Origin of the sequence: Azohydromonas aeria, from assembly GCF_009760915.1 — a bacterium.
GTDB lineage: Bacteria > Pseudomonadota > Gammaproteobacteria > Burkholderiales > Burkholderiaceae_C > Azohydromonas > Azohydromonas aeria.
Genome location: NZ_VIDQ01000115.1, coordinates 1 through 16,103 on the forward strand (window position 1 = coordinate 1; position 16,103 = coordinate 16,103).

Here is a 16,103-nt window from a genome sequence, read left to right on the forward strand (position 1 = left end):
ACGGCCTGTTCCTTGAATTCGGCCGTGTACTCTTGTTTCGGAATCCGCTTCACTTCTCTTCCCTCAAGTCTCGATGGTACCCATCGGCCCTTGGAAGACGAAATTCAGGGGGCAGCTCAAGCCACGCCGCGAACTGTCGGCCGTTGTCAAATGTCTTTGCGTCGCCCACCGAAGCAACCAGCGCGCTGGCGGTAAGAGGGCCGATGCCGGGAATGGCAGCGATCCGACGACTCAGTGGATTGTTGCGATGCCAGGCGTTGATCTGTGCCTCAAGTTCATCGACCTGGTTGTCAAGGTGCTGCAGGTTCTCCAGTAGTCGCTGGACGAGCTGCCGGAACGTGCTGGGCAGCTCGTTAGCCGCATCCTCGATCAACTCTGGGACGCGGCGCGAAAGGTTCCAGATACCTTGCGGGATGACCAACCCGAACTCCGCCAGCAAGCCGCGGATCTGGTTGGCCTGCGCCGTGCGAGCCTTGATGAAGCCTTGCCGGGCACGGTGCAGGGCGAGCGCCGCTTGCTGCTCGATGTTCTTGACCGGCACGAAGCGCATGTTCGGCCTGCCGACGGCCTCGCAGATCGCCTCGGCGTCGGCTGCATCGTTCTTGTTCGATTTCACGTAGGGCTTGACGAACTTCGGAGCCATGAGCTTCACCGTGTGTCCGAGCGCCGTCAGCTTGCGGGCCCAGTGGTGAGCGCTGGAGCAGGCTTCCATGCCGATCAAGCACGGCGGCATGTTGGCGAAGAACAGGGCCACCTGATCGCGCCGCAGCTGCCTTCTCACCACGGGCTTGCCGTGGCTATTGACGCCGTGCACCTGGAACAGGTTCTTCGCCAGGTCGATCCCGCATGTCGTAACGTTCATGGCGGACGCTCCTATCGGTTCCGGTAGTCAAATCTTTACTACCTTGGGCACGCTGATGCCAGTTCGAGTGGGGGCGTCCATTCAATTATTCAAGCCCGTCGGCGACCGTGCGGACCAAATTCCACTCGGCGCCGGAGAGCCCTCGCGTTGTGTCCATCCCGGCTGCTCGCGTGCCGCGCACCCGAATGCCGGCGAAGGGGTTGGCCAGCACGTAGCGCTTGTCGATGAGCCAGCGGAACATCGCGCTGAGCACCGACAGCGCGTAGGCCGTGGAGCGCGGCGAGAGGCTACCGGTGAAGGGTCGCCACAGCGGCGAGGAGCGTGCCGTGGCGGGGCCGATCCAGCGCGAGCGCGGCGCCGGGCGGCGCAGGAACGCGCGGTAGGCCACGGCGTCCTCGGTGGTGAGCGAGGACAGCGCCACGCTGCGCTCGACGATGGCCCAGAGCAGCAGGCGCTCGGCTTCTTTTCGGTAGGCGCGCTGCGTGGCCGGCGCCTCGTGCAGCGACAGCCACGACTGCACGGCCTCGTAGTCGTTGTCGGCCCGCAGCGAGCACGATGCGCGCGGCGCACGGAAGGTGCCCTGGGAGCCATCGACCTCGGCCGGCACGATGATGTGCTCCCAGGAGCGTACGTCGCCTTGCGGCGGTACGGCCACCAGCGCGCGGGCGCGCTCGGTGAGCTGGGGATGCGCAGCGAAGAAGCCTTCGATCTTGCTGGCCATCGCCGGACCCAGCCCGACAATGCCGCTCCACCAGCGCCGGTGGCGCGGCACCCGCAGCGTGAGCTCGGCCAGCGTCCGGATGCCCGCCTTGCGCAGCACCTTGGCCACGCGCGGGGGCAGCCAGCGACCCACGTCGTCGCCGATGAGCGGATGGGGCATGGGGGTGCTGCGCAGCGCCTCGACAGCCTGCGCGACGGCGCGCGCGGCCGCGGCGCCCTTGCGCGCCGTGCCCGTGAAGAGCCGTACCAGATCCTCGCGCTGGCGGCTGGCCGCGAAGGCGGCGAGCTGCCGGCGAATGTGGCCGATCACGGCGCGCGAGGAGCCGCCGGCCGGCCGCCGCTCGGGGATGAAGCGCGCCACGGCCTCGCGCGAGGACAGGCCTTCGTGCCAGGCCCGCAGCGCGGACAGCGCCGCGGCGTCGGGCAGTTCCAGCGGCGGCTCCTCTTGGACAGGCTTGGCGGCGGACTGGCGCGTTTCCATGCCAACCACTTTAGGCCTGCGGCGGCACTGATCCGATAAGGGGAATTATTTCCTGAGCATCAAATAGGAACGCGGCTGCCTCTTTCCAACCGGCAAGGATTCCCGCCTTCACGGCTTGCAAGGCAGCAGCTGCATCAGTTCTGTGGCCGCAGCGATACCAGCCTTGAGAGCAGCGAAGCTCAGTTGGTTGGGCGTGCCAGGCGAGCCAGCCTGTCGTTGACGAATCTCAGGCGCGCGAGACAGCCTTCAATACGCTCGGCCGCGCTGTTTGCCAATGTCGAATCAGGCCAAGTCTTGTCCTGGTGCTGTTGCGACTCTCGTTCGGCGCAAAGCAGCTCGCGCTCCAGAGCGATCCGTTCGCTGTTGAGTTCTTCCCAGTCGTTCATCTACAGCCTCGAACAAGGGGCTTTATCGAGCTTTGCCATGAGCGGGACGTTTGAGCCGAATTTCGAACAACGATCCCTGGCCGGGTGCACTGCGCACCTGCAGCCCGGCATGCATGCTGTCGGCGAGCATGCGAACGATGGCCAGCCCCAGACCGTGACCTTCTATGCCGCTGCGCTCGGCACCCAAGCGGTCGAAGGGCCTGAACAGCCGTGCCATCTGCTCGGGCGTCATGCCCGCGCCCTCGTCACGCACCCCGACCACCCAGGCTTCGGGCAGCTCGTCCACGGAGAGCGTGACCGTGCCGTCGCTGCGGTTGTACTTGATGGCGTTGCTCAGCAGGTTCACGAGTACCTGCTGCAGCGCGCGCTCATCGGCACAGACCAGCGCGTCACCCGGGATCGAGCAGACCTGCATGCGCACGCCGCTGCGTGCGGCCAACGGTTGCAGCATGCCCACACAGCGCTGCACGACAGCACCCAGCCCAATGGGGTGCGTTTGCAACGGGCTGCTGCTGAGCTTGAGCCGGCTGAAGAGCAGCATGTCTTCCACCAGCGACAGCAGGTGCACTGCGCCCGCGTGCAGGTGCCGCACCCATTCCAGCTGGCGCGGCGCAAGGCCCGGCACGTTGTCGGCCAGCAGCAATTGCGCAAAGCCCAGCACGCCGTTGAGGGGTGTGCGCATTTCGTGGCTGAGCCGGCCCAGGGCCTCGGCGACGGACAGGCGTTCCTGCATCCACTGCTCGGCACATCGTGCCAGTGCTTGCAGCACGTCGGCTTGCGCAGGCTGCAGCCGCATCGGCTCGGTACCCATCACGCTCAGCGTGCCTTGCACCTCGCCTTGCAGCCGCAGCGCCACGCCGGCGTAATAGCGCAGGTGTGGCGGCTGCGCCTTGCGGGACCGGGCCACATGGTCAGGATCGGCTTGAAGGTCCGGTATTTCCAGGAGCGGCGCGTCATGGCGCATCGTGCGGCTGCACAGCGACCCTTCCAGCACCGCCTCGTGCTCGGCGGTGCCGTAGCGGCCCTTGAACCACAGGTGCTCGCCCCGCACCAGCGACACGAGTCCAATCGGGCAGCCCGTCACGCCGGCGGCACTGCGCGCCAGGTTGTCGAGCAGCGGGTCGCTGCCCAGCAGGTCCACGGCAGGTAGCTTCTCATTCATGGCGGGCTCCCGAGCGCCTGCTCCAGCGTGTCGCGCGACACCAGCTTGAGCCAGTTGCATGCCGCCGTGAATGCATGCTTTGTGTGTTCCGGTTCCTGCGCGAAGACCAGCAGCCGTGTGCCGCTTGACGTACGGTAGACCTGCTGCAGCAGTCCCTCGAAGCCCGGTTCGGCATGATCGGCGTCGACCACTGCGACGGCGTAGTCGCCGCTGCAGAGCATGAACGCGGCGCTCACCATGCTCGCGCGCCACTGCCACGCCAGGTCTGGCCGGATCCGTCGCAGCCGGGGCAGCAGCACGAAGGCATCAGCGTGGCTTGCGACCAGCATGGCGGCGTAAGGAACAGGCGACATGGCACAGCTTCGCATGGTAGAGCAACGGGCGCTCGCCTGCACTCTCCTGCAGCCACCGGGTCGGCGTCTGTCGGGAAACCTTGACGACAGCCGTCAGGGCACCTTGATGCTGCGTACGGATGCCAGCGGTAACTGCTGCAGCCTCATCAGGATCACATGTCGTCAACCAGCCCGGCCCGTACGGCCATGCGCACCAGCGCCACCACGTCCGCGACTCCGAGCTTGGCCATGAGGCGGCTGCGATAGGTGTCCACCGTCTTGGGCGAGAGGTGCAGCCGGCTGGCGATGGCCGCGCTCGTGTCCCCCTGGACCACCAGGCGCATGATCTGGCGCTCGCGCACCGACAGCACCGCCAGCATGTCTTCCTCAGGCGCGGGTCGGGCCAGATGGCGCACCAGCAGTTGCGACACGCCCGGACCCAGGTGCCCGCGCCCGGCCGCCACGGCTTCGACTGCCCGCAGCAACTCCACCGCCGGCGAGCCCTTGAGCACGTAGCCCAGGGCACCCAGCGCCAGTGCCTGCGTGACGTTGCGCGGCTCGCCGGACATGGTCAGCACCAGCACATGTGCAGCCAGGCAGCGCGCTCGCAGCAGTTGCAGTACATCCAGCCCCGTGCCGCCCTTGGCCAGGTTCAGGTCCAGCAGGACGACCTGCGGCTGCAGCCGGGCGATTTCAGCCACGCACACTGTGGCATCGTCGCCTTCGCCCACCACGACATGGCCGGCGGCCTGCAGTACCGCGCGCAGGCCATCGCGCATGATGGCGTGGTCGTCAAGCAGGTAGAGACGGCTCATGCCAGACCTGCTGACATTCGGGCCGCGCTGGTGATGGCCCGCGCGTCAGCCTCCCACTCCAGTTCGACCCGGCTGCCCTTGCCACGTCGTCCCTGCAGCTTCACGCGAGCCCCGATGCCCAGCGCGCGCTCGCGCAGCCCCACGAGACCCAGGTGGCCGGCATGCTCGCCGGGCACCAGCAGGCCGTTGCCATCGTCGCGCACGAGCAGCCAAAGCCACCGGGCATCGCCGTCGAGCCGGCATTCGATGCGCGTGGCCGCGGCGTGCTGCAAGGCATTGCCCACGGCTTCGCGAGCCACCATGAAGAAGGCGTGCTCCACCTCGGCCGGCCAGCGCTGCTGAAGCAGCGCCGCTGCGGCCGACAGGTGCAGCACCGTCGCACCCGCATCGCGCTGGCGTAGCTGCAGCTCGTTGTCCAGTGCCGCGACCAGGCCCTGCGACTCCAGCAGCGGCGGGCGCCACGCCACCAGTGCGCCGCGCACCTCGTCCACGGCGCGGGCGATGAGATCCAGCGCTGCCTGGCCATGGGGTCGCAGCGGCTCGGGCAGCAAATTCGGCCCGCCGCCGGCCATCAGCATCTCGGCATGCAGCCGCAGCGCCCCAAGCGTCTGGCCCAGCCCGTCGTGCAGCAGCTGTGCCAGGCGCCGCGTGGTCTGTTGCTCCTGCAGCATCAGCTGCTGCGCGAGCTGGGCCAGCTCGCGTTGAGTCTTGAGCAGCGCAGCCTCCGAGCTCTTGCGCAGGCTGATGTCCGTGAGGGCGATGACGTGGTGAGTGGTATCGCCTGCGGCATCGCGCACGGCCGTGGCACTGAGCCAGGCGGGGAAGGTGCTGCCGTCACGGCGCCGGCAGGCCACCTCCCCCTGCCAGCGGCCGTCACGGCCAATGATCTCCCGGATGGAGCCACAGCTCATGGGCATGGTGTCGTGCGCCATCAGCACGGTGCTGTCCCGCCCGATCAGGCCTTCGGCGTCGTAGCCCGTGAGGCGGCACAGCGCCCGATTGACGCGCAGGACAACGCAGCGCCCATCGGTGACCCCAAGGCCCTCCTCGGCGTCAAAAGTCACGGCCGCGATGCGCATCGCCTCCTCAGCCGTCTTGCGCTCCGTGATGTCGCGAGCCATACCCAACAGGCCCATGATCGTGCCATTCGAGTCGCGCAGGGGCGCCTTGGTGGTGAGAAAGACGCGGCTGTCGCCCCCGCGACTGGCGTCGGGCAGCGTCTCCTCCACGCTCAGCTGCTCGCCATGACGCAGGATGCGCTCGTCTTCACGGCCGACGATGGCAGCCAGGGCCGCGGGCAACACGGCTTCGTCGCGCTGGCCGAGCAGCGCCTGGGACGGCTTGCCGATGACGGCGAGCGCGGCCGGGTTGAGCAGCGTCCAGCGCCCGGCAAGATCCTTGGTCCACACCGGGTCGGGCGCGCTGTGCAGCACCTGACGCAGCAGGGCCTCGTGCTCGCGCAGCTGCCGCAGCGCCTCGTCACGCGCTTGCGTGGCGTGTACCTGCGCGGTGATGTCCTCGATGACCGCCACGAAGCTGTGCGGCGTGCCATCGCCAGCGCGGATGACGCTGCCCGTGAGCTGTATCCAGACGGCCGAGCCGTCCGGGCGCAGGTAGCGCTTTTTCATGGCGTAGCTCGGTATCCGGCCTGCCCGCAGGGCTTCGACCTGGGCCTCGTCGGTGGCGAGGTCGTCCGGGTGCGTGATGCGCTGGTACGTGGTTGCCAGCAGCGCTTCGCGCGGCTGCCCGGCAATGGCGCAGAAGCGGTCGTTGACCGCCAGGAACCGGCCGTCGAGTGCCACATGGGCCAGACCCGCCGCGGCGTGATCGAATATCCAGCGGTAGGTGTCCGGGCCCGGCGCTGGCCCGGCCGCTGGCGCAATGGCATCCATGGCCGCAGTGTGTGCCCGCCGGGCCGTCTTTGGTGAAAACGCCATGGCCGCGCGTGGCGCGCGGCAGTGCAGGGTTCAGGCCTTGGCGCTGCGGGCAAGGCCTTCGCCGACTGCCGCACGCAGCCTCAACACGTCGTAGGGCTTGGGCAGGCAGCCATGGGCGCCCGCCTGCACCACCTCCTGCTGCGTGGCGGGACTGGCGTCGGCACTGACCACGATGATGCGCGAGCGGGGTGTCGCCTCACGGAGCCGGCGCAGCAGCGCCACGCCATCCATGTCGGGCAACCCCAGGTCCAGCAGGATGATGTCGAAGGAGGTGCTGGTGGCCTGTGCCAGGGCGTCGGCGCCCGTGCCGCAGATCGACAGCCGCACGCCCGGCTCGGTGGCGAAGATGGCTTTCATGACTTCGACATTGACCTCGTTGTCCTCGACGCACAGGACGCTGCCGGCCATGCCCGGCAGGCTGGTTTCCGGCCCGGACGGCGTGCCCACGGCAGGCCGCTCCATGGCTTCGGCGGCCCGGAACCAGGCGGTGAAGGTGGAGCCGGCGCCCGGCGTGCTCGCCACGTCGATGCGGCCGCCCATGCCTTGTGCGATCTGCCGGGCCACCACCAGGCCCAGCCCCGTGCCGGCCACATCGGAGTGCTGCCAGCCCAGCCGGTTGAACGGCGTGAAGAGCTGCCGCAGCGCCTGCGCGTCCAGTCCCGGGCCGGTGTCCTCGACGGCCACGCCGGCGTACCCATCCTGTTGGACCAGGCGCACGGTGACGCGGCCGTTGGGGTGGTTGTACTTGATGGCATTGCTCAGCAGGTTGAGCAGCACCTGGCGCAGACGCGTGGCGTCGGCCCTGACGGCAAGGGCCGCAACGGGCAATTGCACATCCAGCCCAACCTGCCGGCCGCGGGCCTCGCCTTCGAGCAAGGCCACGCTGTCCTGCACGGCCCGGGCCAGCGGCACGTCCTCCAGCTCGAACGCCATCTGCCCCGACTCGATGCGAGACAGGTCCAGGATGTCGTTGATCATGGCCAGCAGGTGCCAGCCGGCGCGCTCGATGTGCGCGAGCTGCTGCCGGGCGGGCGCATCGTCGCCAAGCCGGCCGTGCAGCAGCTGCGCGAAGCCCAGGATGGCGTTGAGCGGCGTGCGCAGCTCGTGCGACATGCGCGAGAGGAAGTCGTCCTTGGCGCGGCTGGTCGTCTCCGCCACCTCCCGTGCCTGCTCGGCGGCCTGCAACTTCTTGAAATCCGTCAGGTCCACCAGCACGGCGACGACGGGCAGTGGCCCGTCACCGCCGGGCTCGAGCACGGAAGCCAGGCGCAGCAGCACGTCGGTCTCCTGGCCGTCGGCGCGGCACAGCCGGACCTCGCGGGTGCAGCCGCAGGCACGCCCGGCCACCACGGAGCGCAGCAGCCGCTCGATGTCCTCGCGCTGCCCTGGGTGCAGCAGCTCCCGCAGAAGCAGCGGCGTGGGGGCGTGCTCGTCAACGCCGCACAGGCGCCGGCTCTCCGGGTTCATGCGCTCGATGCGCCCATCGGGTCCGAGATACTGAATCCCGACCAGCGCGGCGTCGAATAGGCCCTGCAGCCGGGCCTCGCTGCGCCGCAGGGCCCGCGTGCGCTCCACGACCTGCTCCTCGACCCGGGCGGTGTGGCGCTTGGCAACGAGGATGAAGGAGACGAGGCAGGTGCTGCCCAGCAACGCCAGCAGGTACACGTTCTGGAAGTTGCCGGCCGCATCCTGCACGACGTAGTCGGACAAGGCTGACTCGCGCAGCGTCAGCACCAGGCCGGGCAGCGGGAGATCGACGTCGCGCTGAAAGAGCGCTTGCCGGGCGTGGCAGGCGGCATCCGTGGGCAGGCTGCCGGCTGCAAACAGGCAGCGCTGCAACCGAGCCCCGGTGGGCAGCAGCGGCAGGAGCGCCGCCACGGGAACCGTGACATGGGCCGACCCCGGGCCCGGGGCTGCCCAGGCCAGGAGACCGCCATCGTCGGGCAGCAGCAGCGTGGCCGTCTGCTGCGTGCGGCGAACCTGGTCCAGCAAACCCTGCAGCGCCGCCCCGTGGCGTGTTGTGTCGTCGGCAAGCCAGTGCAGCTGTGCCCCCGGTGGCAGCAGGCGGCGCAGCCGCTGTTGCGAAGCTTCATCCTTGGTCAATGGTTCAGCCTGCGGCTGCGCCTGAAGGATCTGTGCGAACGCCTCCACGGTCTGCAAGCGGGCTGCCAGCGCATCGGCATGGCTGTGCGCCTCGCGAAAGAAACGCTCCTCGGCCTTGCGCCGCTCGACCGCGGCGAGCGTGTACAGCAGCGCCGTCACCAGGCAGGCGGTCCATAGCAGAGGCATGCTCATGGAGCGGCGTGTCGCCTGACGCGGGAACCCCCGGGCGGACAGGGCGGCCAGCAGCAGCGGCACCAGCAGCACACCGGCGATGCTGTCACCGGCCCACCAGCGGTAGGCCGTGAGCAAGGCGCCGTCGGCCGGGGTGCGACCCATCGCCACCAGCGCCGGCACGCCCAGCAGCGGCGCAACCCAACAGCTTGCCGGCCCGGCCGCGGCCACCAGGGCGAGCACGCTGCCGACCCGGTCCTGCCATCCCGGCCGCAGCAGGCAGCGTCTGACCAACCATGCGGCCAGCAGCGCCTGCAGCGTGACAGCGCAAGCCATCCAGAGTTCGAACGACCAGAACAGTCGCGGCGTGCCGAAGGTGCCGCCCAGCAGCAGTGCCATAAGCACCCGCCCCAGGAAAACCCCAGCGGCCATGCGCAGACCCCAGGCCGCCAGGACGCCTGCGGCCACGCCGGCCGCAAGAAACACCGGCGAAGGAATGCCAAAACGTTGGGAAAACAGGCCTGTCAGCGCGCCTGCCAGGGCATAGCCCACTGCCACGAGAGCGCAGCGGGCCAGGAATCGGGAGTGTTGTGACGCGATGGGCACAGCCTTTTGCACCTGTCCTCATAAGAACAGCGGCTTGTTATCACGCCCTTCAGCCAGTGAAGTGTCCCAGCTATATTAAGAGATTACATATTTCCAGCCTGGTTCTGATTCATGGCGGAAGTGAGAAGTAGTGCTGCTGTTCTGCTGGCGCCGTGGCCCGTGTTGGTCGTGACAACGCCGAAGACCATCAGCACGCCGCGTACTACCGGACCGTCCCACCCGGCAGCGCTGCCCGCACGGCGGCCACCAGCGTTTGAGGCGCCACGGGCTTGCCCAGCACCGTAAAGCCCTGCGCCTGCGCCGCCGGCACCTCAGCGCTGTAGCCGCTGGTCAAGACGACAGGCAGCCCGGGGCGGTGTTCGCGAAGCCAGCAGGCCAGTGCCACGCCGCTGAAGTCGCCCGGCATGACGATGTCGCTGAGCACGAGGTCCACGTTGCTTGCCTGCGGTCCTTGCAGCCAGGTCAGGGCTTGCCGTGCATCCGGCACATGGGTCACGGTGGCGCCGGCCACTTCCAGCAGGGCGCGTGTGGTGGCCCCTACCTCCACGTTGTCCTCCACCAGCAGGATATGGGCGCCAAGTGGCTTGTCAGCCGGGCCGGGCTGCTGACTGTCGTTGCTCGCAGGCGGCTCATGGGCCGATGTGGCGTTGCACATGGCAGGCAGCCACAGCGTTACGGTGGTGGAGCGCCCGGGCTCGCTGGAGATGTCGAGCCTGCCGCCGGCCTGGGTGGCGAATCCGTAGACCTGGCTCAAGCCCAGGCCGGTGCCGTGTCCCGGGCCCTTGGTGGTGAAAAACGGCTCCAGCACCCGCTGCAGCAGCTCCGGCGGGATGCCGTGCCCACTGTCACTTACCTGCAGCCGCACTAGCGCCGGCTCGCGAGGCGCGGGACGCGCCTCAATGCGCAGCACGCCGCCATCGGGCATGGCGTCGCGGGCATTCATGGCCAGGTTGATGACGGCCACTTCCAGCTCCGAGCGGTCCACGCGGATGGCGGGCGTGTCCGGCGCCACCTCCACCACCATCTCGATCTGCCGCCCGAGCGTGGCCTGCAGCACCTGGCGCAGTCCGGGCAGATCCTCCTGCAGCCGCACGGGCTCGGGATGGAGCGCTTGGCGGCGCGCGAAGGCCAGCAGCTGCCGGGTCAGGTGCGTGCCGGTGGCGCAGGCACGCTCGATGGCCGCCAGTTCGGGCCGCTGGGCGCAGCCGGGAACGAGCCGCCAGTGCAGGTGCAGGTTGTTGGACACAACGGCCAGCAGGTTGTTGAAGTCGTGCGCCACGCCGCCGGTGAGCTGGCCCATCGCTTCGAGCTTCTGCGCCTGGCGCAGCGCGGCTTCGGCCTGCTGCAGCGCGCGCGCCTGTTCCTTCTGCGCCGTGACGTCGCGTCCGTAGGCATACACCAGGTCGCCCTCCACGGCCGTGTGCCAGGCGATCCAGCGCGGCGAGCCGTCGAGGTGGCGGTAGCGGTTCTCGAAGTTGACCAGGTCCTGCCGCTCCACTGCGCGCCCCAAGGCTTCCTGCGTGCTCGTGGCGTCCTCAGGCCAGACGAAGTCCTGGAAACTGCGGCCCACCACGTCCGAAGGGGCATGGCCCAGCAGCCGCTGCCACGCCGGGTTGACGGCGCGAAAGACGCCATCGGCGCCTACGACCACCAGCAGGTCGCGCGAGTGACGCCAGACGCGGTCGTATTCGGCCGTGCGCTGCGCCACCTGCTGCTCCAGCGAGGCGGCCAGGGCCTGCAGCCGCTGCTCGGCGCGGCGGCGCTCCACGGCCGTGCGGGTGCGCTGGGCCACGTCACGGATGAATGCCAGTTCCTGCGGCAGCCACTGCCGCGGCTGGTCGCAGGTGAGATAGAGCATCGCCACCAGCCCCTCGTGCTCGGTGACAGGCACGTTCACCAGCGATAGCGCGCTCACGGCGCGCAGCGCCTCTACGGCATGGGCGGTGCGCGGGTCCGCGCGTGCGTCGGCCACCACCACCGTGCGACCGAGCTTGAGGTCCTCGACGAAGGAACCGTAGCGGCGCAGCGGCAGCGTGCCGGCAAGGGGCTTGACGCCGGAACCGCTCCAGTCACGCTCGATGGCGACCGTCTCGGCCGTGGGATCGATGGTGCCGTAGCCGGCGCGGCTCACGCCCAACAGCCGGCCCAGCAGCTCGGCTGCGGTATGGGCCAGGTCCGCCGGGTCGTCCAGGGCGTTGAAGCGGTCGCTCAACTCCACCAGCAGTGCCTGGTGGCGCTCGGCGAGCTGCAGCGCCGTGCGGGCCCGGTGTGTGGGCGTGACATCATGACCCTCGACGAAAATGCCGCTCACGCGGCCGCCCTCGTCCAGGATCGGCTCGTAGATGAAGTCCAGCCAGCGCTCGTCCGCGGCCGCCGCCGCGCTGTCCAGGCGGATGGGAACGTCATGTGCGACGTGGCGCCGGCCGCTGACGTACACCTCGTCGAGCAGCTCGAAGAAGCCCTGGCCGTCGAGGTCGGGAAAGGCCTCGCGCACCGTACGCCCCAGAAGCGGCCGCCGGCCAGCCAGCTGCACGTAGGCCTCGTTGACGAACTCGAACAGGTGCTGCGGACCTTGCAGGATGGCGATGAAGCCGGGGGCGCGCTCGAAGAGCCGGCGCTGCCGCTCCTGCGCGTGTGCCAGGCGCCGCTCGGCCAGCACCTGCTGCGTCGTCTCGGTGCACACCCCGAACAACCCGGCAACGCTGCCCTGGTCGTCACGCACGGGGGTATAGGAAAAGGCGAAGTGCGCCTCCTCCAGGCTGCCGTGACGATCGAGCCGCAGCGCGATGTCGTGCTGATGCACCGGCTCGCCAGCCAGCACGCGTGCCAGCAGCGGCTCCAGATCCGCGCGGGCCTCGGCCCACACCTCCATGACCGGGCATCCCAGGGCGGCGGGATGCTTGCGCCCCAGGATCGGGACGAAGGCGTCGTTGTAGAGCCAGGCCTGACGCGGGCCCCAGACCATGAACATCGGCTGCGGGCATGCCAGCATCAAGTCCAGCAGCGCCTGTGGCGGCGCGCCCAACACCATGGCCGAGCCACCGCCCACGGCCTGCCAGTCCAGGCGCTGCAGCCGATGCTCCATGGGCTCCGAGCCCTGCGCCCCATCACTGCGGACCACAGCAGAACCCACCCGGTCGTGTTCCAGCCCGTTGTCCACGCGCCGTATCCCTCGAAAGAAGTGTTGGCGGGCCAGTGTAGGGCCCTGCCACCCCAGCAAGTCCCGCTCTGTACCAGACGTGTTCGTCAGGACAGCAGCAGATGTCGTGCAGCATGGACACGCCAGCCACCGGCTCTCCTGAAAGCTGCCAAGGCGCTCACGCCAGGCCTGCGCTTGCCTTGCGCTGGTCGGTTGTCCGAATGGACATGGATGCGTTATCAATCTTCAGTAGCGATTGAGCGTACCGCTCGATGCCGAAGCGCATGGTGCCGCGGAAGTTGATGTGCCCGAAGTGGGCCGGTCCGATGCGCCGCAGCCAGTCGTCCTCGATGCGCATGCCGCTGCCGCGCAGCGCGAGGACCACGTCGTGCATCTTCATGGTATTCCAGGCAATCACGACGTTTGAAATCAGACTGTGAGCACCCGAGATGGCCCGCAACTCGTCGGGACGCCGGCCACGCTCGGGCGCTATCCGGCCGCTGTAGACCGCGCGCTGCAGCTGGTGCATGGATTCGCCGCGCGAGAGCAGCGTGTGGATCTCGCGCCGGAAGTCCGCCACTGCCAGGTAGTCGCACAGGAACACCGTCCTGAGCAGCCGGCCCAGATGCTCGGCGGCCCGGTGCACGGGATCGCCCCGCGCTGCAGAGCCGAATCGCTGCATCACGGGGTGGACGGACTTTCGATGCAAAAAGGTGCGCTTCCGGTTGCGTTCGGTTGCAGCTGCCTGATTTAGGGTTTTCGCTTATTCCTGAGCCTTCGAAATCACAGGCTGTCGGATGGCAGCACTTACTTCAACCCAGTTAGAGTCAGCGGCCCACTTCCTGCGCCCAGGCAGCCATGTCCGCCTTTGCTGACCGCTTCGTTGGATGCGACTGCCTGCCAGGACGGCTGAGCGAATTCGACCGGGAGCACTTCTTCACGCTCACCAAGGCCGATGTCGATGCCTTGAAGGATCAGTTCCGCGAAGGACATCAGCTGGCCGCGGCCATGATGGTGCTGTTCATGCGCGTGGCCGGTCGGCCGTTGGACGGCTTTACCGTCCTGCCGCGCAACCTGCTGCGTTACGCGGCTGCCACCCTTGGCGTGGCAGCCCCGTCCATCGCCAGTCTGAGGTCGATCTACAGCCGCAAGCAGACCCTCTTTGCCCACCAGCGATGGGCCAAGGAATACCTCGGCCTGACCGAGTTCGATCCCGAGCAGGAACGAAGCCTCGTGTCAGCGCTGGAGGTGCATGCGCAGGATGCCGCGCACACCGATGATCTGGTGCAGGCGGCCAGGCATTGGCTGTTCACCCGCCGCATCCTGATTCCGTCGAGCCGCCGGTTGCTGGACTGGGCGCGCGACGCCTTCGCCAAGATCGAAGCGCAGATCGTGATCTGCGTGGCCGATGCCGTGGGCCGCGCGAAGGCCGCGAAGCTGCTGCTGGCTGTGTACGCCCCGCGGCCCGGCACGGACATGAGCCGCATCGAATGGCTCAAGACGCCGCCCAAGCGTCACAGTCCCACCACGCTGGCCGAGACGATGGAGAAGGTGCGCTACCTCAAGTCACTGGGCGTACACACATGGGATCTCTCCGGCGTCGTGCTGGCACGGCAGCAGGCCTACGCACGACAGATCCAGGCTCGGCGGCCCTACAGATCTCGCGACATCAGGATCGCCGCGCAGCTCGTCGAGGTGGTGTGCTTCCTGCGCGTGACGCTGCTGGAGCTCACCGACGCGGCGCTGCATCTGGTCAGCCGGCGCGCGCAGCAGCTCGTACGCTCAGCGGCCGAGCGCGCCCGCACCCGGCATGCACAGGAAAGCACGACCCAGCTGCGACAAGCTGCCTTGGCCAAGGCGGTATTGCACGATGCGACGAAGTCTTGGGAAGAGCGCGTGCTTCGGGCGCAGGAGCTGCTGGCAGCGGTGGGCGATGCCGTGCCGGTCAGCTTCGCATCGCGGGTGCGCAAGGCGCTGGCCGAGGATTCGACCCGGGTCCATGCCTGTCTCGACGTGCTCTCAGGGTTGGAGTTTCACGGAGGGCCCAAGGACGCCGGCTTCGTCCAGTGGCAGGCCTGGGCAGCGCTGCGCTCTCGCCCTGACCGCAAGGACGTCGGGCGTAACGAGTTGCCGGACGTGGGAGCGGCATGGCAAGGCCTGGTGCACCAGCTGGATCGCAAGGCCGGCTGGCGGGCCTTCGAAGCCAGCACGATGCTGGCACTGCGGCGCAGCCTGCGCCGCGGCTCGGTATGGATTGACCACTCCCTGAGCTTCCAGAGCCGTGAGCAACTGCTCATCCCGCCCCAGCAGTGGGCCCTGCAGCAGCGCGAGCACGTGGAATTGCTGGGCGTGCCGGGGTCGTTCGACGCGTTGCTGATGCCGCTGGTGGCTGCCATCCATGCGGGCATGCAGGCCGTGGTGGAGGCATTACGTGTGGGCAAGGTGGAGATCGGCACCGATCGCATGTTGCATCTGCCAGCCCTGTCGGCGCTGCCCGATGATGGCGAACCGGTGCGCACCCGTGAGGCCATCTACCAGCGCATCGGTGACGTTCAGCTGCCCGACCTGATCCTTGAAGTGGATGCCGCCACCAACTTCAGCGATGCGCTGCTTGGGCACCGGGCAACCTCCGCGCGCGAGCTCATCGCGGTGTACGGTGCGCTGCTGGCGCACGGTACGGACCTTGATGCCCGGGGCGTGGCGCACATGATTCCCGGACTGGACGCTGCACAGATCCTCGTGGCCATGCGCGCCATCGAGGGCAGCGGGCGACTGCGCCGCGCCAACGAGCGCGTGGCTGAATTCCAGAGCCGCATCCCGCTGGCCGCGCTCTGGGGTGAAGGCGACAAGGCGTCGAGCGACATGCTCGCGCTCGATGCGTCACGGCACCTGTGGAACGCGCGCGTCGATCCGCGCCGGCGCACCTTTGCCGCGGGCATCTACACCCACCTGCGTGACCGCTGGGGGATCGTCTACGACCAGCCCATCGTGCTCAACGAGCGCCAGGCGGGCGCGGCCATCGAGGGCGTCGAGCAGCACAACCGCGTCGAGGACCGCATCCGGCTGTCATTGGTTGCTTGCGACACCCACGGCTGGACTGACGCTGCGATGGGCATCGCGAAGGTCTTGGGGTTCGACCTGTGTCCGCGCCTGCGCGACCTGGCGGAGCGAAAACTTTTTCTGCCCAGGCCATTCCTCATTCCCGACGAGTTGGACGCCGTGACGGAACGGCGCGTTTCCCTCAAGGCCATCGAGCGCGGCTGGCCGGAACTGCTGCGCCTGGCCGCGTCCATCCGCAGCGGCCGGGTGTCGGCGGCGCAGGTGATGCAGCGCTTCGGGTCGGCGGCGCGGGGCGATCCCGTGCACCGGGCCGCCGAGCATCTGGGGCG

Annotated in this window: 8 protein-coding genes and 3 pseudogenes; 1 reads left to right on the forward strand and 10 read right to left on the reverse strand. The window is 68.6% G+C overall.

Annotated elements, in window-relative coordinates; genetic code table 11:
• Positions 1-106 precede the first annotated feature (106 nt).
• The 10 genes and pseudogenes from FJ694_RS33610 to FJ694_RS33655 all read right to left on the reverse strand — a co-directional run.
• Positions 107-862: pseudogene (locus FJ694_RS33610) on the reverse strand (IS110 family RNA-guided transposase); the annotation flags it as partial.
• An 88-nt stretch (positions 863-950) separates the two neighbouring features.
• Positions 951-2,063 (reverse strand): annotated as a pseudogene (locus tag FJ694_RS33615) (phage integrase family protein); the annotation flags it as partial.
• A gap of 179 nt (positions 2,064-2,242) precedes the next feature.
• Positions 2,243-2,449 carry a hypothetical protein gene (locus tag FJ694_RS33620; RefSeq protein ID WP_157271882.1) on the reverse strand — a complete coding sequence of 69 codons (207 nt, stop codon included), beginning with the start codon at positions 2,447-2,449 and terminating at the stop codon, positions 2,243-2,245.
• Positions 2,450-2,471: 22 nt separating this feature from the next.
• Entirely contained in the window at positions 2,472-3,611 is a 1,140-nt protein-coding gene (locus tag FJ694_RS33625; protein WP_198321142.1) for a sensor histidine kinase, read from the reverse strand.
• Positions 3,608-3,964 (reverse strand): hypothetical protein, encoded by a 357-nt coding sequence (locus tag FJ694_RS33630; protein WP_157271884.1) that lies wholly within the window; start codon positions 3,962-3,964, stop codon positions 3,608-3,610. Before FJ694_RS33630 ends, FJ694_RS33625 begins: the two co-directional genes overlap by 4 nt.
• Before the next feature lie 152 nt (positions 3,965-4,116).
• Positions 4,117-4,758: a LuxR C-terminal-related transcriptional regulator gene (locus FJ694_RS33635; RefSeq protein ID WP_157271885.1), complete on the reverse strand. Its 642-nt coding sequence runs from the start codon at positions 4,756-4,758 to the stop codon at positions 4,117-4,119.
• Positions 4,755-6,650 (reverse strand): PAS domain-containing sensor histidine kinase, encoded by a 1,896-nt coding sequence (locus FJ694_RS33640; RefSeq protein WP_198321143.1) that lies wholly within the window; start codon positions 6,648-6,650, stop codon positions 4,755-4,757. Before FJ694_RS33640 ends, FJ694_RS33635 begins: the two co-directional genes overlap by 4 nt.
• Before the next feature lie 75 nt (positions 6,651-6,725).
• The gene (locus FJ694_RS33645) at positions 6,726-9,401 is read right to left on the reverse strand and encodes an ATP-binding response regulator (protein ID WP_232540342.1); all 2,676 of its coding nucleotides are present in this window, start codon (positions 9,399-9,401) and stop codon (positions 6,726-6,728) included.
• 376 nt (positions 9,402-9,777) lie between these two features.
• Positions 9,778-12,660 carry a PAS domain-containing protein gene (locus tag FJ694_RS33650; RefSeq protein WP_157271888.1) on the reverse strand — a complete coding sequence of 961 codons (2,883 nt, stop codon included), beginning with the start codon at positions 12,658-12,660 and terminating at the stop codon, positions 9,778-9,780.
• 232 nt (positions 12,661-12,892) lie between these two features.
• Positions 12,893-13,402: pseudogene (locus FJ694_RS33655) on the reverse strand (Tn3 family transposase); the annotation flags it as partial.
• A gap of 170 nt (positions 13,403-13,572) precedes the next feature.
• Here FJ694_RS33655 and FJ694_RS33660 point away from each other — a divergent pair.
• On the forward strand, positions 13,573-16,103 hold a 2,531-nt coding region (locus FJ694_RS33660), incomplete at its 3' end, for a Tn3 family transposase (protein WP_157271890.1).